Below are 26,119 nucleotides of genomic sequence, written 5' to 3' on the forward strand. Positions count from 1 at the left end.
TTTCACAGACTGAGACACGGGGCGTCGTTTCCTGATGATTGCACCGCGTGTCAGCCTGCTGCACTTGGCCGCGTCACAATTCAATCGGAAAGTGTTGTACCAATGAGAAGGCGTGATTTTCTCCATCTGACGGTCTGCGGCGCTGCAGCAGGTTCGACGCTCTTTCTACCTCGCTTTACGCGTGCCGCAGTGGATGCGTCGGCAACTGGCCAAGGTCGATTCGATGTCGTGATTGCTGGCGGTGGACTTGGGGGTGTCGCCGCGGCGTTGTCCGCACTGCGTTCTGGATTAAAGGTATTGATGACGGAAGAGACCGACTGGATCGGCGGGCAACTGACACAACAGGGAGTTCCTCCAGACGAGCATGAATGGATCGAATCATACGGCAGCACGAGATGGTACCGTGAGCTGCGACGCGACATTCGCGAATACTATCGTCGCTATTATCCGCTCACAGAAGAAGCCCGCGCACGTTGGAACTTGAACCCGGGAAGTGGCGGCGTTTCTCGACTTTGTCATGAACCGCGAGTGTGTCTCGCGGTACTGGAAAGCTGGCTCGCGCCGTTCATCGCAACGAGACGACTTTCTTTGCTGCTGGAACACCAGGTCGTCGCAGCAGACATCGAGCATGACCAAGTGCGAGGCGTCACCGTTCGCAGCCTTAGATCGGGCGCGAAACGGGAAGTCGAAGCAGCGTACTTCATTGATGCGACAGAGTTGGGGGACCTGCTGCCGCTCACAAAGACAGAGTTCGTCACCGGGTGCGAGGGCAGGGCGGCGACTGGCGAGCGACACATGCCAGAGAAGGCTGATCCGGCAAACCAGCAAGCGTTTACGGTTTGTTTCGCCATGGACTATGTACCGGATTCGGACAACACCATCGAGAAACCGAAGGAGTACAACTTCTGGCGTGATTATGTGCCACCACTGACGCCGCCGTGGAGCGGCAAATTGCTGGATCTGGGCAGCAGCCATCCACACCACCTGAAGCCGCGTCGTTTTGCATTTGATCCGACTGGCGCAACGAAAAGTGATCAACCGAATCTTTGGCGTTATCGGCGGATTGCCAGCAAAGACAACTTCCAGATAGGAACATATGCGGGTGATATCACACTCGTCAATTGGCCACAGAACGACTATCTGCTCGGCAATCTCATCGGGGTCAGTGACGACGATCGCCTCGCTCATATTGCTCGCGCAAAGCAACTCAGCCTGTCATTGCTGTATTGGCTGCAAACGGAAGCGCCCCGTTCCGATGGCAAGACCGGGTGGCGCGAACTTCGCCTACGTGGTGATGTGCTTGGTACGGAAGACGGTTTGGCGAAATATCCCTACATTCGTGAAGCTCGGCGAATCCAGGCCGTCACAACGATTGTCGAACAGGATTGCGGGGTCGAAGCTCGAGCCCTCGCAATCGGCCAGGCCGAGTCGGACGTGATCGCGAAGGCATACCCGGACTCCGTCGGTATTGGCAGCTACCGGATCGACTTGCACCCCACAACGACAGGCGACAACTACATCGATTTCGCATCACTGCCATTTCAGATTCCACTAGGCTCGCTGGTGCCGGTCCGCGTCGAGAACCTGATCCCCGCATGTAAGAATATCGGCACCACACACGTCACGAACGGCGGGTATCGCTTACATCCGGTTGAATGGAACATTGGCGAATCGGCAGGTCTACTGATCGCATTTGCGAAGTCGAGAAACACGACCCCTCGGGCCGTGCATGCCAGCGTTGAATTGAGATCGGCATTCCAAGAGCGACTGCGAGCACAAGGTGTCGAAATTCAATGGCCGAAAGGTCCGTTTTGAGCGGTGCCCCGCTGTGACGTCCGGCCACCACCGGGAATTCCCGCGGTGTCCGGACGCTCGGTACCGGGCCTCAAGACCAAGGGCCCGCAAGTGGTGCAGCAGGGACGGCGATGGACTGGAATCGGACGAATCGAACGGCATTCCGATCTTTCCAACTCAGAATCGGCATGAGCCCTCGTTGCAGCATGGCATCTGCTGCACGTTCACCCAATGCGAACTCGGCACAGGGTTGAAGTTTGACCTCACCATCATCGCGATAGGTGTATGCAGGCAGATCTCCCACATCAGTCTGGAGTGGCAATTGCATCCCCCAACCATCTGCCGCGAACTCCTGCGCGATCAACTCGGCACAGAGATAGGCGGGGTTGCCCCATAAGAACGCCTCGTGACATCGGTCCGGCGAGAATTCTTCGAACGCAAACCCTTCAACTTCGTCGGTTTCGCGACCATAAGGCATTCGCAGTAGAACACGCGGCAATGCGAGCCCCACCCAAGCCGCCGCGGATGAGCGACGAATCGCTTGCCAACGATCGGAAAGCTCAGCGTCCAGCGGCTGCCATCCAGATGGATCTGAAGCGTCGGAGAGCTGCGGGCATCCCAGAAGGCTGCTTGCGGCTCCGGTGATGAGTGGCGTTTGAATTCGTTCTGCCGTTGCGGCCAGCGCCCCAAGCAATGCGAAATCATTCGGCCGTGCGGCGATCGTAAAGTCTCCAATTATCACCCCCCAAGGCACGGCGCCGACGCCTTGGTTCGAATCGCCAACTAACCGCCGAAAGAGGTCCCACTTTCCAAGTTGGTCGTCATCCTTAGGAATGTCTGCGAGCAGTTCGTCATAGGCGACATCTAACAGGTGCACTTGAATTGCCCCGTCATCCTCGATGTTTGACACGAGACTCTGCAACGACCTCCAGGACGCTTCGAGCGACTGGAACGAAGGGGAATGCAAGACTTTTCGCAATTCGTCGCCGATCGCCTTGTCGATAGCGGATAGATACACGCCCTGTTGCGGATCGGCCTTGGGAACGATGTATGGCGCCACGGCTTGTTCGATCAACTGATGAACGCCAAGGGGCTCGGAAATTGGGGCCGGTGCTTTGCCAGACATTGAGCTCCCCGGTGAAGGCTGCCCTAAAAGTCGCTCAAGCAGGGTGGCGTCATCTTCCATCGGCCCCGATGGCGAGGCCGATGGGGCATCGACAGTCGGCTGGGCGGACAACGCATTTGCCAGCAGACCTTGCCTGAGTTCGGCGGCAGCTTGGCTGAATGTTGCGGAGTTCGTCAGCTTTTGGCGCAGATCCATGAGAGCCCGAACGGACGGCAACCTTTGCAACAACCGTTCGGGACGAAAGTCATCCAATTCACGGATCTCGAAATCCTGGTTCGTCGTAGCGCTTACACCATCCGCAAGTGACACACGGGGCGCAAGACGCTGCAGGACTTCGTCAAAGCGGTCGATGTCGATCCGGATCACGGGCCGTTGTCGTAATGCATGCTGCGGCTGTGATCCCGTGACGGAGCCGTTTCCAGAGAAATTTCCAAGAACCAAAACCTTCAGCGGCGCATCGTCGTCTCGCGGACGGTCTGATTGAACCTGCGGGCTTGCAAACGAAAATCCGAATTCCATCCGTGCCGACATAGGATCTCACTTTCTAAGCTGAGTCAAGATGGTGATTGCGAAGCGTTCACGATTGTACTCGGATTCCGCACAACATACTGCTCACGACGATACGGCCACGGACAATCAAGTCCTACGCTTTTAGTCCGTCGAGGCATCCGCATCTCGCCTCGAAACGAACCCCAGCGGCTGTCGCTGTGCGGTACCAACAAACTGTGTGAGCAATTGAATCTCATTCGACACACAGTCCTTGGAGATTCATTCATGCCATACGACAGATCACTCGCGTGCCAGCTTGTGCGAGAAGCATTGCCCAATCATGTGAGGAGTGTCAAAACTGATCGGGATTGACGACATCGACCGTTTCAACGCAGATTGTGACATGATGTTCGTTCAAGATGTCGCGACGAAGGTAGTCGAGCATCGAGTCGGAGACGGCGCGGGTCACGACGACTTCGATTCTTACAAGGGACGAATTCGGTTCGAAGCTGGTTGAGAGGTGTCGGCGGCCAGCGCCCTGGCAAGGAATTAATGTATAGCCGGACGCCCCCAGGCGAACGAATTCTGTCACGAGTTGCTCCTGCAGACCAACGTCGGCAACAATTGTCAGACGGCGCATCGCAACCAATCCACGTTTGCGCGTGGAAAACTCGTGTTCACTGAGTTGGCGATGCAGATCCAGTCCAGTGATCGTCAGGTTTAAGCCTTCCTGTTCGAAGTCTCGCTGCATCTGCAGCAGTTTTTCCATCACGCTGCTGTCGACCAGTTTCGTTTCGGACAGGTCGATCACCAGGTTATTCCGTCGCAACAAACCGATTTCTTCGAGCTGACGCTTGAACGGAATCCAGTTGCTGAAAACAGCAGAGCCGTACGCACGAACAAGGTACGTATTTTCACCCGTCTGCTCGACATCCAGGTACTGCTTGAAAAGGGACTTGATGGGCACACCGTTGATCAGGTGCACGGTAAATTTCACTGCGATTCCGATCACAATTCCGATCAGAAGATCGGTCGCCAACACGCCGACAAGAGTACAGGCAAAAATCAGAAGCTGTTCTTTGCCGATGTGGTAGACGTGCAAGAACTCGCGCGGGTGAGCAAGGCGGAATCCCGTGTAGACAAGCATTGCCGCCAAGGCCGCCAGCGGAATCTGATGAATCAAACCGGGTACAAATGCGACGAACGCCAGCAGGAACAATCCGTGCCACATATCGGCGAAGCGCGTGCGAGCGCCATTGTCGATGTTCGCCTTGCTACGCACGATCTCGGAAATCATAGGTAGGCCGCCGATCGAAGCGGCCACCGTATTCGCGATGCCAACGGCCAATACGTCACGGTTGAAATTGGTCTTTCGCTTCCACGGATCAAGCAGGTCGATCGCCTTGGCGCTAAGCAACGATTCCAGGCTGCCGATCAACGCAAACAAGGCGACCCATTTCCAGGCCGCCGGATACTTTAGAGCCGTGAAATCGGGATGCGCCATCGCAGCGATCAGATTCTTGGGCACATTCACCAGAAAACGTTCACCCAGTTTGAATTCATGACCTGCCAGTGAGTACGTGTGGTCGTGCGAAAGATCGAAATACTGCCCCAGCGGGATCGCCACAAGAATCACGACCAACTGCGGCGGGATGCGGCGAATGTTTTTATTTTTGATCAGTGGCCAGCCAAAGAGAATTGCCAAACTGACCAGACCAATGACGGCGACTTCGGGGTTCATTCCCAAGATTGACTCGGGCACCTTGGCGAGAAGATGGAGCGGCTCACCCGTGACTCCCATCACACCGAGAACGATGTGAATCTGTTTTGAAATAATGATGACGCCGATCGCCGCCAGCATCCCGTGAACGGTTGAGCTTGGGAAAAATTCGCCCAAAAACCCCAGCCGAAACGCTCCAAATGCAATCTGAATGATGCCGGCAACAAAGCCAACCGCCAATGCCATTTGGTAGGCACGTGTCGCCGCATCTGGATCGTCACCGAGAATTGCTTTGAAATCGGTAACGGCTCCCAGCACGATGACGATTAGGCCGGCAGCAGGCCCTTTGATTGTCAATTCCGAATTGCTGATCAACGATGTGATGATCGCGCCGACGATCGCGGTGAAGACTCCAGCAATCGCCGGGAATCCGCTCGCGAGAGAGATCCCCAAACAAAGCGGCAACGCAATCAGAAATACCAGGAATCCAGACAACAGGTCATTGGAGAGATAACGCTTGAATCCACGCACATCGCCGCGCGGAACCTCCGCCTCGGTGAGGCTCTGTTGAGTGGCCTGGGGCATTCTTAAAGAGCCTTTTGCTATGTCTCTATCACGGAGGTACTTATCACGAACCTCATTGTACACGAAAACAGGGAACGGCTCTCGTCAAGACCGCAGAGCCTCCAGGAATCGTGCAGAAGATCTGCTCGCGCTTCTCAGAATTGCCACGTGGCGAGCTGAGAAGCCAAGTGAATTTAGGGGATTTCTAAGAAATATCGACCGTCAGCAACCGAAAACCACAGTTTCGTCGTGCGGGCGTCATTAATAAGAATCACGCTGATGATGCCAGCTTGGCGAGAAGATGTCGCGGTGAAATGAGACTGACAGCAGTATGTCGTGGCGGGGGCGAAAAGACTCTATTCGCTTGAAATCAATTTCACTGGTTTCTCAGTACTTCCGCGGTAGGACGATTCGGTGCAAGGAACGCAACGCATTGCCCCAGCGCAATCAGTCCAAGTGTGGCAGCGGACACCCACCCCCCCTTGATTGAACCCACAATCAGGGCCGCGGCAGTCAGCGCGACAATACTTCCGCCAAAAGGCACTAGTCGTCGATAGAGCGAACGGCGCTCAACGTCTGCGACGAAAAGCGCTGCACGAGCGGATCGCCCCTGATCGCTTTCTTGCTCAAGATTAACCGGAATTCGCAGGAACAGGTTGCCCTGACGAATGATGCCGCCGGAATTCAGAATGGGCTTAGAGAGACGACGAGACGGCACTGGGAGATCCTTTCTATCCGCATTCAACAATGCATAAGTTTCGGCGCCAGGCCGGCGTGATGCGCGTTTCGAAACAAAAGTGCCTTACTCACAGCAGGGCATCTGGAGTCGAACCATCAACCACAAAGCCCCCTCTGAAAGCACCTCCGTGCATACTCAGATTCATTCGATATCCAATCAAGACTCTTGCGACTGTCGAATAAGATGGGTTCGACAAGAGCAAGGGGACGCAATGTGCTCACACTGAAAGGGCGGGGGATCGATCAACCCGCGGCAATCGAACTTGAAGCACGGTCAATCATACCTTAAGAAACCGTAAGCGTCTAGAGGCGATGTGCTCGGTCCTGGCCGGATCGCGAGCATCGCCCGCAAAGACGCATACGTGCTCTGAGCGAGTACGTCGACGCATCAATTTCGATGTGCAGATCCATAAAGCGTGTTCGGCAGCTTCCGGCCGTGGAGTCCGAAAACATCAATCCGACTCAGCGTGATGATGGGACGTCATTCGTCGTTTGCCGATCAAACTCAATTTGCTGGCGGCGACACTGGTCGCCCATGCGCTCTGATGAACTCGCCGATCTGATTGATGGCGATACGTGCCTCAGGAAGCAATGGTTCGTGCGACTGAAAGACATGAAACATGCCTGGCCAGATTTCGAGGCGGACCGAACCCCCGTCAGCGCGTGCCTTCTTGGCGACTCGAATGCTATCGTCACGAAGCATTTCATGTTCTCCCGCTTGGATCAATAGCGGGGGAAGCCCTCGAAAGTCGCCGAAGACAGGCGACGCCAGCGGATCGCGTTGATCTGCTGTGCCTAAATAGTGGTCGCGGAATACCGGCATTGTTCGAGCGCTAATGATTGGATCGTCGACCGTTTTCAGAGAATCACTTTGGAAAGTCCAATCGGTACATGGAGAAATCGCAATTGCTCCCGCAGGAAGCGGCAAGTGGCGATCTCGAATCGCCAACAGAGTTGCCAAGGTGAGATTGCCGCCTGCGGAATCCCCAGCAATGAATGTTGAATGCGCTGGGGAGGGTCCGCTGGGGCCGTTCGCGACCATCCAATCATGCGCTCGAACGCAGTCATCGAGTCCGGCAGGAAACGGGTGTTCCGGCGCGAGACGATAATCCGGAAGAAGGACTGCGCATTGGGCAGTGGCCGAGAGATGTGCGGCCAGCGGTAAGTAGAACCCACCCGCGCCTGACACGAATCCGCCTCCATGAAGATAAAGCAGTCGTACGTCTGGGTCGGCGCCGGGAGCAACCACCCATTCACAAGGAATGTCTCCCACGTTCACACGAGTCAGTTTGACACCGTCAATCGTCGGCATTCGGCGTGATCCCATCCCGGCACGCAGCGCCGTTAGATCAAACTGCCGAGTTCCAAATGGCGTGCCCGTGCGAAGTTTCTCCAGGTACCGACGTCCCTCGGCCGAGACCTCTCTCTGCCAAACATCCGCCGCGGCCAGTCGACGGGCAGGAACGAGAAGGTCGTCCAGAGCGATTCGTTCAAAGACGAGTTGAGATTGACTTCCTTCGTAAACGATTCCGATGTCATCCTGACCGACGCGAGTCAGACTTGGATAACCCGCACCGACACCTTCGTCCAGGAGCAAATGGTGCGAATCTGGCCAAGTCGCCCCCTCGTCGAAACTGACTTGGATCGTATGATTCATTCGCCCTTTCTGCGTGTGAGGATTGGCAAACAACAGGATGTGCTTTGTTTCACTCGCACGATGGTAGCGGACGCTCAAAAGACTGCCGTTGCAGTTCGGCTCGATCAGAGTGCAGCGGTTTGTGACGTGCGGGGTCCATGTCTGGCCAAGATCGCTCGTGACGACAACCGCTCGAAATCGTTCGCGGTCGTTGCGAACGTTGAGCATGATTGAGCCATCATCCAGCAACGCCGCCTGGCATTCGTTTCCGCCCGTGTATCCCGGCTTGCCGACGGTCCAGGTTTCGCCATGATCGTGGCTGACCATGAGTGTTGCAAACGTCTCCAGTTTCTCACGGCCAGTGCGCCCTTGTACCGGCATCACAAGCGTTCCATCGGACAGGCAGATTCCAGACTGTGGCGAGGGAGCCAGCAACCACCATGATTCGTCCTTTAGCTTGCGAGTCAGGTTCTCGGGCTTGGACCACGTGATTCCATCGTCCTTCGATCGAACCATCATAAACTGAGCCGTCTTTCCAATTTCAAACCCCGGCTCTGAACCGTCCCCGACCCATTGATGCTGTCCGGGCTTGCCACTCATCCAGAGGGCGAAGCAAAAGATCTCGCCCGTCTGCTGGTCAACAATGATCCCGGGATCGCTGCAACCATTTAGTTCTTGGGGCAGGCCACCATACTCTCCCATGTCCATGATGACGCGCACCGGGTCCCAGGTCTGTCCGCCGTCAGTACTGCGGCTGAGACCGATGTCGATATCCTCTTGCAGGTCGCGGCCCTTACGACGGCGCATGTCGCAGACCACCAGCAGAGATCCTTTCGGAGATGTTGTCATCGCCGGGATTCGGTAGGTGTGAACACCGTCGTCATTGTGCTTCCGCAGTGCGACGCCGATGCGATGACGCAGTTCTATGTGACGATCTTGCGGGACGAGATGTCCAAGGGTCGTTTCAACGACCGTGCAAGTCGCCGCAACTCGATGCGCAAGACTGGCAGTGTCCTTCAGTCGGCATGCCAGCCAGAACACATTTTTGCCTTCGTGAAGCGGTTGATCGACTTCAAAGAGAATCGTCGCAGCAGGCGCAAGGGTCTTGCCAACGACGGTGCCTGTCGTAAAGACGTCTTGATCGCCCGTTGCGAACAACATCAGCGAATCAAGGTCGCCGAGGTCGTCTGTTCCGTTGAGCGTGAACCCCAGGGTCCGGATCTGTACGGCAGCCCCTTTTTCCACGGCGACAACGATGCGCAACAACGGCCCGTACGCATTACGAATCAACATCGGACAGATGGGCCGTGTAACGGTTGCCGTGGCCTGCTTCGCGAAATCCTGACCACGAAGCTCGCTCACCCTGATCACGGATGCGCACAGCACACCCAGCACCAAGGCGGAGTTGAATGCCCTTTGCCAAAACGCAAAAGAGCTTCGAATGCCGATCGTTTCCAAGTGAGGACGAGAAACACATTTCATGATGTCACTCTTGGGGGGCATGACTTCGCCAACACGATTCTGCATTCGCCACGGCTTCATTGTCGAATTCGGCGCGGTGCATTGCAGAATGCGAATCCATAGCTGGTTATGGTGTGCAAAGATACCCCTGATCCGCAAGGACAAGCATCCGGATCTGTACGAACCGCCCAATTTCGCAATGACGGCCGTAACCGCCGTCTGGCCAGCGAATCATGGAGAATAGAGATACCGCGGACCACTGAATCAGCGCGGCGTCGTGAACTCGATGGGGTACGGCCCCACATCAAAGCTTTGAGCGTAGTAGCCCTTCACACCAACATCGAGAGCGAGCTCGCTGCGAATTCCGCGTCCCGCCTGAAGGCTCTTGAGCGCGAAGCCAAAGTCCCATTGGGGCCGCCAGCCGAGTTCCGTCTGGGCTCGATCGCTGACGTAGACGCGATCGACCTCCGTAAACATTGTCCAGTTGCGGGCACGATAGATTGCGTCACTCTCGGGAAAGTACTTGAGCAGGACCTCTGTCGGGTTGGCGCGGAGTGTTGGCAGGTCTTTCTTCGTAAATGGCGTCGGCGCAGAAATGATGTAGCAGCCGAACCCAAGTCCCGGAGCTTTCTCCATGGCCAGAAAATGAGCGCTCACGACATCTTCCATGTCGACACGTCGATACAACAGCTCATTCAACTGAACGTTCTCCAGACTGAACTGAGAGCGAACTTCTGCAGAATCATCTTCTTCCGGGAAGAATCGAGAGGTCTTCAGGATGATCACAGGAAGCCGCCCCCGTCGTGCGAACATCTCGCAAAGGTGTTCCGCGGCAAGCTTGGTCACACCATAAATGTTCTTCGGAATGGGCGTCACGTCCTCCGTGATCCAAGCTGCAGGCATTCCGGGCATAGGATTGAGTGCGGAACCGAAGGTGCTGGTCGTGCTTGTGAATACGAAACTTTGCACCCTGGACGCAACCGCCGCCTCAAGCAACGTCAAGGTCCCGGTGACATTCGTGTCGACGAACGCCTGATGCGAATGCGTGGCTATGTGCGGCTTATGAAGCGTGGCCGTATGAATGACGTGAGTGGCGCCACTACAGATCTTTTCGACGAAATGCGGATCAGCGATGGACCCAATGTGATTCGTGTAAGACGAGGGCTTCACATCGACGCCGATCGCATCGCGATTGAGCTTTCGCAGCGTTCGCATCAGGGCTTCACCAAGATGTCCCGCGCTGCCAGTAACCAGAACCGTCATTCGTAGCTCGACCTCCTCTGAAATCGTATCAGAGCCAAATCGGCCGACAAGGTTCGCGTGCGTCGAGATATTGGGCCGAGCGAGTTGTCGGATCGAGACGACGAACGACGTGCATTACAATCGGAGTTGAATCGTCCGCTCGCATGAATCCCCTAGTGCATCGCGCGACGGCAAGGCGAAGGATGATGGCGTCAGTGACCTGGACACCGACACGTCGGCGTGCAGCATGGCGTTTGTGGATAACCCCACACGCGAATTGTTCCACAGTCTCCGTCGCTGATCAATCGCCCATAAAGGCAACTCAATGATCCACAGCCATTGCATCCATCTGAACGACACTGCCCCGATGGACAGCGGGCGTTCCCTTGGCTCCCACCGTGCGGGGTCGAGGAAATTGATGTATATGTTTGAACTGGCTGTTGGCAGGTTGGGCAATAGACGGATTGTGTCTGCACGCATTGGCAGCCAACGACATGAAAAAGCACACTCATCAGTGCGACAGTGGACCAGAATCGCATCGTGGTTCAATCCTTTTCGCGGCCAGAGGAATCATCCTTGATTCCAGAATCGACGTACCGAAATTATCGGCCCTCTCATGAGGGAGGTTGCAGTCGATTCGTCGTTCCGTTTGTGCGATGGATACCACAGAGGCGCAAAGTGACGGGATTGCCGGTTCCGAAGACTGGGTAGACCTTGACGGCAAGAATTATCCAGCGTAATTGAACGCAATAGGGCGGGACATCTGGAAGCAAACGCGCCCTGAATGAATTCGAGAGGTTACATCGACCAGCAAAGATTTAACTCGCTTCGTCGATCCCTCGAATCAGTGTTGCCATTCGGGCGTCAATACGAAGTTCATTTCCGGACGCCCGCTGCCCGAAAGGACGCCCGCTTGAGATTCGTCCGAATCGTGCCTAATCATCATCCAACGCAGCGGCGAATTGCTTGATTGCGTGGCTTTGTATCGTCCCGACAGTCGGTGGGAAGCAGTTTGGATGCGCCAGAACGGAATGCGCATAGTCCCATCACTCAGAACATACCGCCACCCAAGGGTCTCGAATCCTGGTTCCAGACGTCACCGTTGTCGGACTGACGAACGAGCCCCGCTTCGAAGTTGGTGAGATATGGACTCGTGCCGCAATCTCGTCGCGATCTCAAATTTGCCGTAACTTCGGTCAGTCAACGAGAGGTCGTCGACATCTTCAAGCTCGCGTCGCGCACAATTGCCAGAGTGCGGCGAGACGCGAATCCCAACAGCTACTTCTCTGGGGCGAGAAACTTGAACGGCTCTGCCTTCTTAAAATTGCCTGTCTGATCACCTCCGACGGGAGTTTTTCCCGTGACGGTCAACTTACGCGTTCCTGCGTCCGCGTTGAAGTCGATCTCATCAAGCTTCACCCAGAGGACACTGGGCATGAACGTATCTTCGAAATAGTACACGCGATTCTTTTGATCAGAGACTGTCCGCCAGAGAGTGGATGAAATGTTTGGCTGGTCTGCTGTACCAATTCCTCGTGGCACACTGACATTCCGCATCACGCTGAAGACGCTGGCCACGGCCTCGCGTAAATCACCTGATTGTCGGCAGGCGTTGATATAAAACGACGCGCGTGCGAATCGATCGGCAGCACGGTTCGTACCTGGCAGCATGATTGTTCCACCAATCTGCTGCCAGTACTTGTTCAGGGCGAGTTGTTCGTCGAAGACGGGTGAATTCGTCATCACTTGGAACTGCTTGCCGTGATGTATGACGAGCTTTCCTTTGATGTACTCAAAAATCGCCGAATCGCCCGCGGAGTCAGAGATGGCAAGATGCACAGTTCCCTTTGCCCCGTTGGGAGCTTCGGTCGTGACAATTCGAAAAGACTCCTTCTTCAATTCGGCGACCGCTTCGTTGACAGTCGAAAAATTATCGAGCAGGTACTGCGCCCATGCCGAGATCATAATCGCCGGACGCGTATCCGTTGTGGGCGCGTATTCGGATTCGGCCAGGTAGAGCAAGTTCGCGACCAAACCCTTTTCGTTCATTCCATCGGCAGTCCCTGCTTCGTAAACCGAAGTGATCACGCTGCCATACTGACTGGTCCACTTCAGTGAGACATCGCCCAGCCCTCCGTCCCGCTTCATCCCACGCGGAAAAATCCAAAGGTTACTGTGCATGTCCTCCACCCAGTCCATCGTGCGCCCGGTGACGGTCTGCTCGTCTTTGCCGAAGTAAACGGCCCGGGTGCACGCCTCCGAAAGAGCAGTCACCCCCGCGGTTATGCCACTCACAAGAATTGCCATGTGGACGAACATCGATCGTCGGAAACGTCGGACCATAATGTCACTCGCTTTAAGTAGGTGTGGCGCACAATTCGCTGTTTCGCAGCATCGACAAATAAGGCTGTGCGTTCCCCGAATGCATCTCGACAACGACTCGTTCCTGCACGGCGTCAGGACGGAATATCGGCATTTAGACGGGATGGCGGGGACTGCACGACCGTTCTCATCGAAATTGATTGGATTGTGTATCGAAACCGAAGCAACATTTCAAAGTGCCCTGAGTGGTTCTCCAGATGGCACGAATCAATCGAGCAACAGACGTCGTCAATTCGGTTTTTTCGCTTCGAATATGGGTGGCCTCGCTACTATCGTCGTCGTTAGACTTCCGTTCTCAGGTTTCATGACACCCAAGGCAATCCTTCCATCAGCGTGGACGCGACATGGTGACCGCAGAAAATCACGACGATCAGGCTCAGGCGTGTCGAGGACAGAATCACAAACCCAGTCGGTACGAACTGACGCAGTTGCGGGCACTGGCGCGGCAGTTCCCCAATATTGATTCGGCACTTGCCGAGATCGCACGCCTTTCGGCGGTACTCACATTGCCGAAAGGGACTGTGCACGTCATCAGTGACGTCCATGGCGAAGATAAAAAGCTGCGGCACGTGATCAACAATGCCTCTGGAACGCTGCGTCCACTGGTGGAACGGCTGTTCCGAGAGAGGATGGACCCGCGTGAGTTTCAAGAATTCTTGACACTGATCTTTTATCCTGCCGAGGTCACTCGCCGGCTGGAACAGACGCTCACGGACCGAGAGGAACTGCGTACGTTTGCTCGTCGTACCCTGAGATACCAGTTTGATCTCGTCCGCGTCTTGGCCGCGCGATATAGCCTGAAACGCGCGATGCAAGTCTTTCCCCGCGAGTATGCCGACCTGTTCGCCGAGATGTTGCACGAACCCACCGCGGATCGGCGAACGGAATTCGTCGAAGCAATCGTCGACGAATTGCTGCTGCGCGGACGTGCGCTCCATCTGATTCATATTACAGGACGCCTGATCCGCAATCTCGCAATTTACGAGCTGATCATTGGAGGCGACTGCTGGGATCGAGGACCGCGCGGAGACCGTGTGGTCGACTATTTGCGTGAGCAACCGCAAGTCTCTTTCATCTGGGGCAATCACGATATTGCGTGGCTCGGAGCGAATCTGGGACACGATGCACTGATCTGCCACGTACTTCGAGTTTCGCTGCGATATCGACGACTTGGTCAGCTCGACGAGGGGTACAGTATTCCGCTCACACCCATCGAACACCTGGCACGAACGATCTACGCCGACGATCCCGCGGTACATTTCATGCCGAAGGCCAGTGGAATGCGCCCAAATCTCCTCGTGGCGAGGATGCAGAAGGCCATGGCCATCATGCAATTCAAGCTCGAAGGGCCGATGCTAGCACGCAACCCGGAATGGGATCTCGATCATCGCCGCCTGCTGCATTCAATTGATCATCGAAACGGCACAATCCAGGTTGATGGCGTCACGTACGAACTACGCGACACACTCTTTCCGACAATTGATCCTGCCGATCCGTACAAGTTGACGGACGAGGAACAATTGTGCATGAATCGCATGCGTCATTCGTTCGTCAGCAGCCAGAAATTGTCCGAACATATGCGGTATATCGTCGCCAATGGATCGATGTATCTGCGGCGCGACAATCATTTGATCTTCCATGGCTGCATTCCCTCTGATACAGCCGGCAACTTCCTGCCGATGCCCGTCGACGGGCAATGGTTGAGTGGTCGAGCGATGTTCGATGCCATCGAGAACCTCGTCGCCAGGGCGCTAGAGGATCGACGCGAAAAGGACCTGGATCTGATGTGGTATCTGTGGAGCGGCCCACGCTCACCTCTATTCGGGAAAGACCGCATCGCCACCCTGGAACGCGACTTCATTGCCGACAAGACACCCCATCACGAAACAAAGGATCCCTACTTTTCTCTGATTCACGAACCCTGGTTCTGCGAAAAGGTTCTCGCGGAATTCGGAGTCGACACGGACAGGGGCCTGATTGTCAACGGGCATGTGCCGGTGAAGATCGAGAACGGCGAGTCGCCACTCAAGCGGAGTGGGAAAGCCATCACGATCGACGGGGCCTTCTCGGAAGCGTATGGCGACCACGGTTACACACTGGTGCTGGAAGCCGATCGCACAATTCTCGCCAAGCACCACCATTTTGAATCGGTTGACGCTGCCATACGACAAGGCGTCGATATCGTTCCCAGTGTTTCGGTGATCCGCGAGTGGGATCGCCCTCGCCGAATGTCGGATACGGAACGCGGCGAGCAGTTCCGGTGTGATATTGAGATGCTGGAAAGACTGATTGAACTTTATCGGAACAACTATCTGAGACAGGACGAATGGCGCCAGTCGGTGAGTTAGCTTGTGTGGCCGCGGCAGAGACCGAACGATCTCTCGCCGGCGGCCCTCAAGGTGATGCTTGCGCTATTTCACGGAGCCAAGTTGAGCAACGAAGCGAGCATTCCGGCTCACGTTCAAAAGTGCGTACCACGTTTTACGGCCCCCGCATCAAGGCAATCGACGACGTCAGCTTTTCAGCACGTCGATAATCTTCTGGAGATTGTTTTCGACGACAATCGGGCTGTTCGCGTAGGCGGCCGTTTCGACCCCACGGCTTCCCAATTTCTCGGCGAACAGTTCTGCGTTGCCTGAGTGATACGCAACAGTGGCGTCTGGATCTTTGAGCTGATGCCCGGTGAGAATACAGACAACACGATCACTGGGCGCGATGACGCCTTCGGCTCGAAGTTTCTTGGCCCCCGCAACACTCGCTGCGCTAGCGGGTTCGCAACCGAATCCACCAGCACCAACTTGAGCTTTCGCGTCGAGAATCTCCTGGTCGGTCACTTGCCGTACGACTCCATCACAAGTGTCGAGGGCGCGCAAGCACTTCTTCAAATTCACCGGACGATTGATTTCGATCGCGCTGGCAAGAGTCGAAGCCTTCCGTTTGTCACGGTCCATCGCCGCAAAGAAGGACTCGATGGCTCCATCATCAGACATACCGCCATCCCAGCGAATCCCTTGCTGCTCATAGAGCTGATAGAGCGTATTTGCGCCCGCGGCATTGATCACCGCCAGACGGGGAATTCGATCAATCAGACCGAGCTGCTTCAATTCCGCAAAGGCTTTTCCGAATGCCGATGAGTTCCCCAAGTTTCCGCCTGGCACGACGATCCAGTCAGGGACCTGCCAGTTCAGGCTTTCGAGAACGCGATACATGATCGTCTTCTGACCCTCGAGACGGAACGGGTTCACACTGTTGCAAAGGTAAATCCCACGCTCGCCCGCCACTTCGCGAACACGCTCAAGTGCGTCGTCGAAATCTCCCAGGATCTGCAGTGTCTGTGCATCGTAGTCGAGGGCCTGGGAAAGTTTGCCGTACGCGATTTTTCCGCTTCCAACGAAAACCACGACGCGGAACAGTTGCGCCGTGCTGGCGTAGATTGCCAAGGAGGCGCTGGTGTTTCCCGTGGAGGCACAGGCCGCGACTTTCGCCCCGGTCATCCTCGCGTGCGTCGAGGCGGCGGCCATGCCGTTATCTTTGAAGCTTCCCGACGGATTCAATCCTTCGTACTGCAAAAACAGTCCGCCGGGATTCATGCCAACATACTTGCCGACCTTCGGACTGGATTGAAGGATGGTCTGGCCTTCACCAATCGTGACAATCTCTTTGTCCGGCGCAAACGGCAGCAGATCGCGAAATCGCCAGACTCCGCTGAAATCGAGCGGGTTGCGACGGCTTGCCCAGCGAAGCTCATATTCACGCAGAGACCTGGGAACGGGCAATTTATCCCATTCGTAGTCGATATCCAGCAAATTCCCGCAATCAGGGCAGCCGGTCAAGACTTCAGAGATATCGAATGTGGCACGACACAGGGGGGCAATACAGCGTTGGAATGAGTGCATGATCGTCTGTTCAAATTCGCGTCAATGAAATTCTGAACTTGTAACGTAAGACATCTGACCGAGCTACAGGTTCAATTACAAATCACAGTCTAGCTAAGTTTGCCAGCCACAGGCGAGAGCAGTCGGCCATGTCAACCGCGCTCTGACAAGGGCAAAAACGGCCGCTTCTCCGGGCCGCAATAAGTTGTCCGTGGCCGAATCGGCTGTGGTGTGCGTTGCTGCTCAATGAAATGCGCCGCCCATCCCACAGATCGACTGACAACAAACAGGGGTACGAACAGGTCCGAATCAAATCCAAGGTAGTGCAACAACCGTGCAGCAGGCCAGTCGAAACTCGGCAGAATTCGCTGCTCGTCCCAAACTGCCGACTCAATGGCAGCGGCAACCTCCTCCATCGGCAGCTTATCGAGCTCCGTCGCCACATCTCGGCAGTAGGTTCGAAGGATCTCGGATCGCGGGTCACTGGTCCGATAGACGCGATGCCAGAAGCCCGGCATTCGTTCATATTGCTTCAGCACCGCGGACACGATCGATTGGGCCGCTCCGGGAATCTCGACCGCTTCGAGAATGTCGATCGCCTGTCGCCCTGGGCCGCCATGCCAAACGCCTTTGATAGCGCAGATTCCGGCAATCGTCGCTGACAAGAAATCCGAGCGTGTCGAAGCCACCACACGGGCCACGAATGTCGAAGGGGTCAGTTCATGCTCGGCACTCAAGACTAAAAAAGCATCCAGCGCCCGTTCCGCTAAGGGAGTGGGCTCCCGATTTGTCAGGCTGAAGAGTAGATTTCCGACATAACTGAGATCATCTCGGAAATCGACGCTCTCCCAGCCAGCGGACATCCGGTGCCGCGCGGCAATAATCAGCGGCAATTGAGCCAGCATCCGCTGGAGCGTTTCCCAGACATCATTTGCGGATAACTCTTCTTCATAAGCATCGGAGAGGGCCAGCAGGCTAACACCGGTTCGTAGGACGTCGATCGCCGGGACATTCAACGGTAGTCGCTCAATCCACCTTCGCACGTCTTCGTCCAAAACCGCCGCCTCATGCATGACGGCTTGAACATCCGCAAGCTGTTCTTGCGATGGAAGATCGCCTTTTACGATCACGTAAGCGGTTTCGAGAAAGCTGGACTGCTCGACCAACTCTTCGACCGCATACCCGCGGTAGAAGAGCTCGCCCCCGATTGAGGAAATCGCGGTCGCGGGCGGAAAGAAACCTTCCTGAATCGAATCAGGGGCATCGATGTCGGTCATTCACGATCCCAAAACAAAGAGAGAAATCGAACATCGAGTCGTTCTGAAGGGCGAAAGACACCACAGCAGGTACCGTGGTGTGCGAATTGATTGCTGCTGAACGACGGCAGGTTGCGAATCGGACTGGACGGGATCAGCGAGTCGAACGAATTGCGCGAAAGGCCAGTTGTTATGACCGAGCCTGTTTCAGGAGTTGTGTATACTCGGTCGCCAGTTGTCGAATGCGGCCAAAGTCACCGCGTTCCAAGGCGTCTTTTTCAACAAGCTGGCTGCCAAGCCCGACCGAACAAGCCCCCGCTTTGACGAAATCGCGCAAAGTCTGCTGGTTGACTCCGCCTGTCGGCATGATGCGAACTTGAGGCAGCGGACCTTTCAGCGCCTTCAAGTAAGCGGCCCCCCCAATATCGGCCGGAAATAACTTGACGACGTCGGCCCCGGCTTCCCAGGCAGTCACAATTTCCGTAGGTGTATACGCACCAGGCATTACAAGTTTGTCGTAGCGATGCGCAAGTTTGATAACTTCGACGTTGACGCACGGAGAGACGATAAACTCGGCCCCGGCAAGCAATGCCGCACGCGCCGTTTCGGGATCAAGCACCGTTCCCGCGCCTAGTAGGACCTTATTTCCGAGTTCCTTTCGTACGGCAGAAATGACGTCAATAACACCTGGAGTCGTGAATGTCACTTCAATGACATTGATTCCGCCTTCGTAGAGCGCCTGCGCCACGTTGACCAACTGCTCGCCCGACGACGCGCGAATGATCGCCACAATGCCGCTATCCAGAACTCGCTGCAGATCATCATGTCGACTCATAGATTTGTCGCTTTGAATGGCCGAAACGGACGCTGGCGCGTCAGGATGTCCGGCTGACAGGAAATAAAAACGAAGGTCCGGCGGAAAAACAACGCGGAATCGACCTGAATGGATTGTCTCAGTTTACGCTCGCGCTGAGAAGCGTTCCGCGTATTCCAGCACCCACTGATCGATGACTTCTCGGAAGACGTCGATATCAACTTGTGTCAGTTGTTGAAAATGCGAACGGCTGAGGACCTCTTTATTACGGATCGCCCCCCGAGCCACGAGTTCCACAATCCGTGTCGGGGAATAGGGACGGACCAGCATTTCGACGTGACTATAGTAGTGAATCAGCCCCTTCGATCCGGCCGTCCCCGGCGCAAGGTCATCCCGTCGAATGCGAGCCCCCCAGCCATCCGCCGACATCAGGGTCTCATAGTCAAAACCGGGAAAGTAGTCGGCAAGTTTTCGGAGGCAGGCTTCAACGTGTTCCGACAATTCGAGACGAGCCTTCGAATGGACATTCTTGCATTCTTCTTCAGTCATGGCACGCAGGGCACGCTCACGACTTTCCGCATCACGCTGTCGTTGGCCACGTTCGATTGCTCTTTCGAGCCGCTGGTCGAAGTTCATTGATCTGTCCGCTGTCGTAAAGAATTGCCGATCGAGCAACATCTGGTGATTCTATTCCAGCGGCCAACAACTTTGAACCACTCCAGCGGTCAGATTCTTATCCGCAGGTGAGAATTGCCGAATTTTCTGCCGCGGACAAGGACTCACTCAGTGGCGATTCGACCTGCCGAAAACGCCGGGATCACGACTCCGAACGTTATTCGATCCCTTCCGGCAAGAATGACTGGGATCATCTGCACCATTGCGATCCAGCGTTCAGAATCTTCGCCTGCAAAAATCCCCAGAAACTGATCTCAGATTCTCGGCTCCCCTCTGGAAGTTCCCCGAATACAAATCTACAACTGAACATGGTGCGAGATGTAAGTCGTACAATTTGCAGCGGCAACTTCCGCCGCATCAGGATCATTTCGAGGAGATCAATCGGCATCGTTCAAATGGGCACGGTTCTTGCTTTGTTCGAATGATCGTGAAAGACAGCCTGATTGCGTGTCAGTTATGGCGACGAAGATCAACAAGGTAAGAAGGGGGAACGATTTCCGAGGAGAAAATCAGATGGTCGGCAATCAAGATCGGCAATAAGGGACGATCATGAGCGTCTGGAATCAACTGTATCAATACCAGCGAGCCATGTCGGTGTGGCAGTGGGCTTTCGCTCTCACCGTCATTGGATTGGCAATCTGGCTGATTATTTGGTTGAGGACATTCTTTCGCGAAGATGCCGACGATGCGGATGACGCCTTGGAAATGCTGACACAGTTCCGCGATTTGCACCAGGAGGGTGGCCTCTCGGACGACGAGTTCCGATTAATCAGGAGCCGCCTGACACATATCGCTCAGGAGGCAAACCTGGCGGGACGAACCGAAACGAAAGAGAGGTCTGCCGATGCCGCTTCTGCGGTTTTAGCGGATCAACGGAATAAAGCCTCTGTTCAATCGCCAGCACAGCACGCAATTGCGGAAAGAAATGGAGAGTCCGTACGGATTACGGACGAAGAAACGGAATCAACGTGAACCGTTGATTTGCGAATCAAAAGCCAGGGACGCGCCGCTTGCTTTCACAACTGTGTCACTCACCGAAGATTTTCAATCGGCAGCGTTGTAAGGAAAGCTGATGGCCTCAGGACGCGATTTCATGTCCGCCGGGAAACGTGGGTCGACCGGCAAAAAGAACGCCAATTGTTCGTTCTGTCGCAAGAGCTACCGCGAAGTCGGGCCGCTTGTCGAAGGGCCGGACGAGGTGTATATCTGCGGCGAATGCATTGAACTGTGCCAGAACATTCTGGACCAGGAAAAGCGGCGACGCGGCGGCGCGGCGAAGCTGTTTAACCGGGTTCCCAGCCCGCGAGAAATTACCGAACACTTGAATCAATACGTGATCGGCCAGGATCGTACGAAAAAGATCCTGTCGGTCGCGGTACACAATCACTATAAGCGATTGATGGCCACGGCAGATCTCGACAACGAAGTCGAAATCGAAAAGTCGAACATCATGTTGATCGGACCAACCGGTTCGGGCAAAACATTGATGGCTCGCACACTTGCCCGCCTGCTTCAGGTTCCGTTTGCAATCGGCGATGCGACGACACTGACCGAAGCCGGCTACGTCGGCGAAGACGTCGAAAACCTGCTGCTAAAGTTGCTGCACGCAGCCGATTTCGATATCGAAGCGGCACAACGAGGCATCGTCTTCATCGATGAAATCGATAAGATCGGCAAGACTTCACAGAACGTATCAATTACGCGAGATGTTTCGGGCGAAGGTGTGCAGCAGGCGCTGCTGAAGATGCTGGAAGGGACGGTCGCAAACGTTCCTCCCCAAGGTGGCCGTAAGCACCCAGAACAGCAATACATTCAGATCGACACGACCAACATCCTGTTCATCTGCGGCGGAACATTCGTCGGCTTGGAAGACATCATTGCGAAGCGTATGGGCAAGCGAACGATCGGTTTTGGTGCATCTGCTGCCGTGGAACACCAGGACACGAAGTCGCGATCAGGTAAGTTGCTCGCCCAGGCCTGCACCGATGACATCATCGAATACGGCATGATTCCGGAATTGGTGGGCCGTCTGCCGGTCGTCAGTGCCCTGCTGCCGCTCCAGGAAGAAGATCTCGTCAAGATCCTGGTCGAACCCAAGAACTCGCTGGTGAAGCAGTATCAGAAGTTCTTCCAAATGGAGAATGCGGAACTCGAGTTCACTCCGGAAGCGTTGCGAGAAATCGCTCGCATCGCCAAAGAGAAAGATACGGGCGCCCGCGGACTTCGATCGGTTGTTGAAGAGTCAATGTTCGAAGTCATGTACACCTTGCCGGATCAGGCGCCTGGCAAGAAGTATGTCCTGACCCCAGAAGTGATCCGCGGGGAATCGTCATTGCGACCACTTGATGATTCGGCTTCGGCTGCGTAAACCGCAGGTGCCGAAAGAAAATTCAGAGCGAGCTCGGCCGTCAATCGGTCGGGCTCGCTCTGTTTTCTTGACATGCCGATACTGAATTGAGGTTCATGATGACGGCGATCACTCAACTCATGATTCTGCCGTCTTCCATGTGAATAATCCGGTCGGCGACGTCAAGAATGCGGCTGTCGTGCGTCACCATCAAGACCGGACAGCCACCAGTCCGTGCAAGTCGTTGCAGCAAATTGACGACGTCGCGCCCGGACTGACTGTCGAGGGCCGCCGTTGGCTCATCCGCCAGGATCAGTCGTGGACCGGCTGCCAAAGCTCTGGCGACGGCGACACGTTGTTTCTGACCGCCGGATAAGCGAGCAGGGTAGTAGTCGACGCGTTCATCGAGACCAACGTCTTTAAGAATCTGAAGACTTTTTTGATGAACCTGTGCTGCGGTGACGTGCGGATGCAGCTCGAAGATCAACTCGACATTCTGCTTCGCCGTCAAAAACTCGAGCAGATTGTGCTGCTGAAAGATGAATCCGATATCACGACGCGTCGCAATCAAATCGGCGGGTGACGCACCATGTAGTCGCCGGTTGAGAACGGTTAGCTCGCCTTCTCGGAATTGCCGCAACGCACCGATCAGCGTCAGAAGTGTCGTCTTCCCGCTGCCGCTTGGGCCAGTCAACAACACGATTTCTCCAGCCGCAACGTCAAGCGAGACGTCGAAGAGAATTTGCTTACGAAGCTCGCCTTCGCCAAATGCGAAATTGATATTTCGCGCACAGATGACGGGCGTGGATTTCGCCTCCGTCGAAGCGGCTTGAAATGTGGTAGCCGGAATCATAATTCGAACTTACTCACCAAGCGGGTGCTGCGGGGCCAATCGGAAAACCATCGAACTAAAACACATCCGCCGGGTCGGCCGATTGTGCTTTTCGGACCGCAATTGCCGCCGAGAGACCACACATAATCAGCGTAAAACTCCACACCATGAAGGCACGTCCCAGTGTCATCGTAAACTGCATTTGAATCGCCTTCGTCGCGACTTGATAGAGCCAAAGGGCAAGGAAGAATCCGGGCACGTAGCCCAAAACCGACAAGATGAACGCCTGGCTCAAGACCACCTGCAAGAGATATCCATCAGTAAAGCCCATCGCCTTCATCGTCGCAAACTGCGGCAAGTGATTCGTGACTTCCGTATACAAGATCTGATAGACGACGACGAATCCAATAAAGAACCCGACGGCGGCACCCATTCCAAAAATGAAATCGATGGGGGCATTCTCACGCAGGAAGTTCTCTTCCGCAGTCACCAGTTCGCTTTGAGTCAGAATCACCGCCTCGCTGCCCAGGTACGGCTGCAACTCGCGGCGCATCGCCTGCGGATCGGCCCCCTCATGAAGTTCAATCAACCCCAGATCGACGGCCCCTGGTGACCGCCCAGGAAAGAGCCGCAGGAAATTCTCGGGCGTCATGTACAGGTTTCCGTCGGCGATGATCGAAATGCCCACGTCAATCGCTCCGATCACGCGAACACGACGTCGATTGACTTCCGTTTCCATGGAACCATCGCGTCGCAATGTTTCCATGACCGGCCCATAGGTCGTACGGCTTCGTCCATCAAAGATGACATGATCGCGCAGCCGGAGTTCCGCGGCTCGAGATGAGTAGCCAGGAAGACTGAGGAGTGGCTGTTCGGCAGATATTCCGTACACCGAGATGGGATGTTCGCGAAATGTCCAGGGATTCCGCCAGCGCGCCTGTGAAAGATACATCTCCTGCACACGAGCCACTTGCGGATGAGCGGGCAGGCGAAAGAGCAAACGGCGTGGAAACGACGCAGCCTGAAAGATGGTCTTCGTACGCGGACTGATGACGACCAACCCCGCCGTAATGCGTCGGGTCAAAGCGACGCTGTTATCCATGGCGCCCTGGCGAATCCCCAACTGCACGAGCATCAGCATCACGGCAACGACAACGCCTGCTGAAGCCACCACCAGTTTCGTCCGGTGGTGAGTCAACTGACGCCAGGCCAACGCAAAACTCGATCGCATCGTGGAAAACCTGAACTCCCAATTTCACGCAGAATAATGACTACCAGGCACATTTCCGATGCGGATGTTTCGTTGAGATCTCTAATTTTGAGCGGCGGAAATGATGCGGGGCTGGTCGCACTTAGGTGGGTTTGCTGGCAGTGACGGTTTCGGTTCCATGTTCGAGGGAGCCGAGATATCGATGGCGACTTCCACACGGGCATTCGACATCCGCTCGACCTTCGGCAGGTCGGCAGCGTCAAGCGTGATTCGGACTTCGAGCACGCGCGCGTCGGTATCACTGACAGGATCGTTCGACAGGACATCTTTGCGAGCCACCAGAAGTCCGATTTGTTCGACTTTCCCCGCAATTCGCTCGCCCGTACTGGTCAGATGAATTGAGGCGTTCTGCCCGACTTGAACGGAACGAAGGTCTCCCTCAAAGATCTCTGCAACCGCCTGCATGTGTGCGACATCGCCAATCTGCAAGATGCCTCGATCATTGACCCGCTCACCAGGACGTGTGTGGATCTTCAGTATCCTGCCCGCGATAGGACTGCGAACCTGCGCGGCGGCCAATTCCGCTCTCGCCCGATTCAACGATGCCGCAGCGACCGCAACCTCCATTTCCTGCAATTGAACGTCCACGTTTCGGACTTCGCGAAGGCTTTCAAGCTGTGCACGCGCCCGTTCGCATTGCAGAAGTTCTCGATCATAGGCGAGTTGTTTTTGTTCGAGCGACTCCTCCGGAATCGCTTTCCGTGCCGCCAGTTGCTTGGCGCGATCGAGTTCCCTCAACATGGCGGCGACCTGCGTTTCCATCTGTCGCACCATTACTTCCTGTGCGTTAATATCACCGGGCTTTGCTCCCGCCAGGATCTGAGCCAACTTGGATTGAGCGACACGCCAACGGGCTTCGGCCTCATCAACGGCAGACTGACGGCGGTCCGCGATATCCAGCACCGCGATCAGATCACCGACATCGACATCTTGACTTTCTTCCACCAGCAGGCGTTGGACGGTAGCCCCTTCATTTCCGGAGGGAACGGAAACGTTAAGAACCGTTCCGCGAGGCTCAAGCCTCCCCAGCGCAGACACTCGTTCGACAACCGGCACGCGCGTCGCCGCTTTGTCTCGAGCCACGGCATCGCGTGCGTACACCCAAACCCCAATTCCGATAATCGCAACGAGAATCAGCGCAATCGAAATACCGACCGGCCTCAACCATCGCCACGGCGCGATGGAGTCGGTATGAGAAGTCATAGTGGAGCCTTCTTTCTGCCGCGAGCAATCGTACTCGCACTCTTGTCAGACGAAGGAGATGTCATCATCCCCACGGCAACACGAGCGCGAAGCGATTCTCCAATCTGACGATAGACAGGATCGGACTGGTCAATCATTCCCACGAACTGCCAAAGGAACAGGCCATCAACCGCCAGCCAGACCATTAACTGATCCAAGCCGTCTTCGGGATCATTCATGAGCCGCTCCCGCAGACGCGTTCCCAGCTTGCGCAGGGGCTCGATCAAACCAGGATTATTCACCGCCGCCGCTAAAACCGCGAGCATGAACCGTGGGATAATTTCCGGATGCATTTCCTCGTCGCCCTCAAATGCACGTTCCGGTGCGTTTGGGTCGGGAAACACACATTCGAGCATCGCACGCGCCCACCGCATTCGAGGTTGGGGATCACAGGAGATCCGTCGCATCAACATCTGTTCTGCGAGGTCGCTATAGTAGGTCAATGTTGCCGTCATGAGCGATTCTTTCGTGGGGAAGTGGTACATCACACCTCCCTTGCTCACTCCTGCTTCTTTTGCCACGTTGTCAATCGTCATCGCCAGCAGCCCGTCTCGAGTGCCGGTCCGGATTGCTGCCTGGCAGATTCGCTCCACGGTATTACCATTTGTCATCGATTGTGCTCCGAAAACCAACCAGACGGATTTACTGTACCGACT

The 26,119-nt window shown here is 55.5% G+C and carries 18 protein-coding genes; 4 read left to right on the forward strand and 14 right to left on the reverse strand.

The window, feature by feature from the left end; genetic code table 11:
• Window positions 1-102 precede the first annotated feature (102 nt).
• Window positions 103-1,815 (forward strand): FAD-dependent oxidoreductase, encoded by a 1,713-nt coding sequence (locus OSO_RS0119140; RefSeq protein ID WP_010584797.1) that lies wholly within the window; start codon window positions 103-105, stop codon window positions 1,813-1,815.
• A gap of 70 nt (window positions 1,816-1,885) precedes the next feature.
• Here the strand turns inward: OSO_RS0119140 and OSO_RS0119145 are convergent, their stop codons facing one another.
• From OSO_RS0119145 to OSO_RS0119175, 6 genes are all read right to left on the reverse strand, one after another.
• A complete protein-coding gene (locus OSO_RS0119145; RefSeq protein WP_010584798.1) occupies window positions 1,886-3,451 on the reverse strand; it encodes a type VI secretion system contractile sheath domain-containing protein in 1,566 nt (521 codons plus the stop codon).
• 310 nt (window positions 3,452-3,761) lie between these two features.
• Window positions 3,762-5,714 (reverse strand): SulP family inorganic anion transporter, encoded by a 1,953-nt coding sequence (locus OSO_RS0119150; RefSeq protein WP_010584799.1) that lies wholly within the window; start codon window positions 5,712-5,714, stop codon window positions 3,762-3,764.
• Window positions 5,715-6,069: 355 nt separating this feature from the next.
• Window positions 6,070-6,411: a hypothetical protein gene (locus tag OSO_RS0119155; RefSeq protein ID WP_010584800.1), complete on the reverse strand. Its 342-nt coding sequence runs from the start codon at window positions 6,409-6,411 to the stop codon at window positions 6,070-6,072.
• A 525-nt stretch (window positions 6,412-6,936) separates the two neighbouring features.
• Window positions 6,937-9,594, reverse strand: coding sequence for an alpha/beta hydrolase fold domain-containing protein (locus OSO_RS48250; protein WP_010584801.1), 2,658 nt, complete (start codon window positions 9,592-9,594; stop codon window positions 6,937-6,939).
• A gap of 198 nt (window positions 9,595-9,792) precedes the next feature.
• Window positions 9,793-10,791: an NAD-dependent epimerase/dehydratase family protein gene (locus OSO_RS0119165; RefSeq protein ID WP_010584802.1), complete on the reverse strand. Its 999-nt coding sequence runs from the start codon at window positions 10,789-10,791 to the stop codon at window positions 9,793-9,795.
• A gap of 1,257 nt (window positions 10,792-12,048) precedes the next feature.
• Window positions 12,049-13,077 carry a bile salt hydrolase gene (locus tag OSO_RS0119175; protein ID WP_202799959.1) on the reverse strand — a complete coding sequence of 343 codons (1,029 nt, stop codon included), beginning with the start codon at window positions 13,075-13,077 and terminating at the stop codon, window positions 12,049-12,051.
• 419 nt (window positions 13,078-13,496) lie between these two features.
• Here OSO_RS0119175 and OSO_RS0119180 point away from each other — a divergent pair, with 419 nt between their 5' ends.
• Window positions 13,497-15,500 (forward strand): fructose-bisphosphatase class III, encoded by a 2,004-nt coding sequence (locus OSO_RS0119180; protein ID WP_010584805.1) that lies wholly within the window; start codon window positions 13,497-13,499, stop codon window positions 15,498-15,500.
• 165 nt (window positions 15,501-15,665) lie between these two features.
• Here the strand turns inward: OSO_RS0119180 and thrC are convergent, their stop codons facing one another.
• The 4 genes from thrC to OSO_RS0119200 form a co-directional block, all read right to left on the reverse strand.
• On the reverse strand, window positions 15,666-17,048 hold the full coding sequence (thrC, locus tag OSO_RS0119185; protein ID WP_010584806.1) for a threonine synthase: 1,383 nt from the start codon (window positions 17,046-17,048) through the stop codon (window positions 15,666-15,668).
• 131 nt (window positions 17,049-17,179) lie between these two features.
• Window positions 17,180-18,304, reverse strand: coding sequence for a citrate/2-methylcitrate synthase (locus OSO_RS0119190; RefSeq protein ID WP_010584807.1), 1,125 nt, complete (start codon window positions 18,302-18,304; stop codon window positions 17,180-17,182).
• Between the two features lie 169 nt (window positions 18,305-18,473).
• On the reverse strand, window positions 18,474-19,118 hold the full coding sequence (locus OSO_RS0119195) for a bifunctional 4-hydroxy-2-oxoglutarate aldolase/2-dehydro-3-deoxy-phosphogluconate aldolase (protein ID WP_010584808.1): 645 nt from the start codon (window positions 19,116-19,118) through the stop codon (window positions 18,474-18,476).
• Between the two features lie 123 nt (window positions 19,119-19,241).
• Entirely contained in the window at window positions 19,242-19,775 is a 534-nt protein-coding gene (locus tag OSO_RS0119200) for a hypothetical protein (RefSeq protein WP_010584809.1), read from the reverse strand.
• Between the two features lie 546 nt (window positions 19,776-20,321).
• On the opposite strand from OSO_RS0119200, the gene OSO_RS0119210 reads away from it, so the two are divergent.
• Both OSO_RS0119210 and clpX read left to right on the forward strand, forming a co-directional pair.
• Entirely contained in the window at window positions 20,322-20,744 is a 423-nt protein-coding gene (locus OSO_RS0119210; RefSeq protein ID WP_010584811.1) for a hypothetical protein, read from the forward strand.
• Between the two features lie 100 nt (window positions 20,745-20,844).
• Window positions 20,845-22,140 (forward strand): ATP-dependent Clp protease ATP-binding subunit ClpX, encoded by a 1,296-nt coding sequence (gene clpX / locus OSO_RS0119215; RefSeq protein ID WP_010584812.1) that lies wholly within the window; start codon window positions 20,845-20,847, stop codon window positions 22,138-22,140.
• A gap of 112 nt (window positions 22,141-22,252) precedes the next feature.
• Here the strand turns inward: clpX and OSO_RS0119220 are convergent, their stop codons facing one another.
• The 4 genes from OSO_RS0119220 to OSO_RS48255 all read right to left on the reverse strand — a co-directional run bounded on the left by OSO_RS0119220 (window position 22,253) and on the right by OSO_RS48255 (window position 26,074).
• Entirely contained in the window at window positions 22,253-22,972 is a 720-nt protein-coding gene (locus OSO_RS0119220; protein ID WP_010584813.1) for an ATP-binding cassette domain-containing protein, read from the reverse strand.
• Between the two features lie 55 nt (window positions 22,973-23,027).
• On the reverse strand, window positions 23,028-24,182 hold the full coding sequence (gene devC, locus OSO_RS0119225; protein ID WP_010584814.1) for an ABC transporter permease DevC: 1,155 nt from the start codon (window positions 24,180-24,182) through the stop codon (window positions 23,028-23,030).
• A gap of 81 nt (window positions 24,183-24,263) precedes the next feature.
• A complete protein-coding gene (locus tag OSO_RS44215) occupies window positions 24,264-25,424 on the reverse strand; it encodes an efflux RND transporter periplasmic adaptor subunit (RefSeq protein ID WP_010584815.1) in 1,161 nt (386 codons plus the stop codon).
• Entirely contained in the window at window positions 25,421-26,074 is a 654-nt protein-coding gene (locus tag OSO_RS48255; RefSeq protein ID WP_010584816.1) for a TetR/AcrR family transcriptional regulator, read from the reverse strand. The genes OSO_RS44215 and OSO_RS48255 overlap by 4 nt, the downstream gene beginning before the upstream one ends.
• Between the last annotated feature and the right edge of the window lie 45 nt (window positions 26,075-26,119).

Source organism: Schlesneria paludicola DSM 18645 (genome assembly GCF_000255655.1).
GTDB lineage: Bacteria > Planctomycetota > Planctomycetia > Planctomycetales > Planctomycetaceae > Schlesneria > Schlesneria paludicola.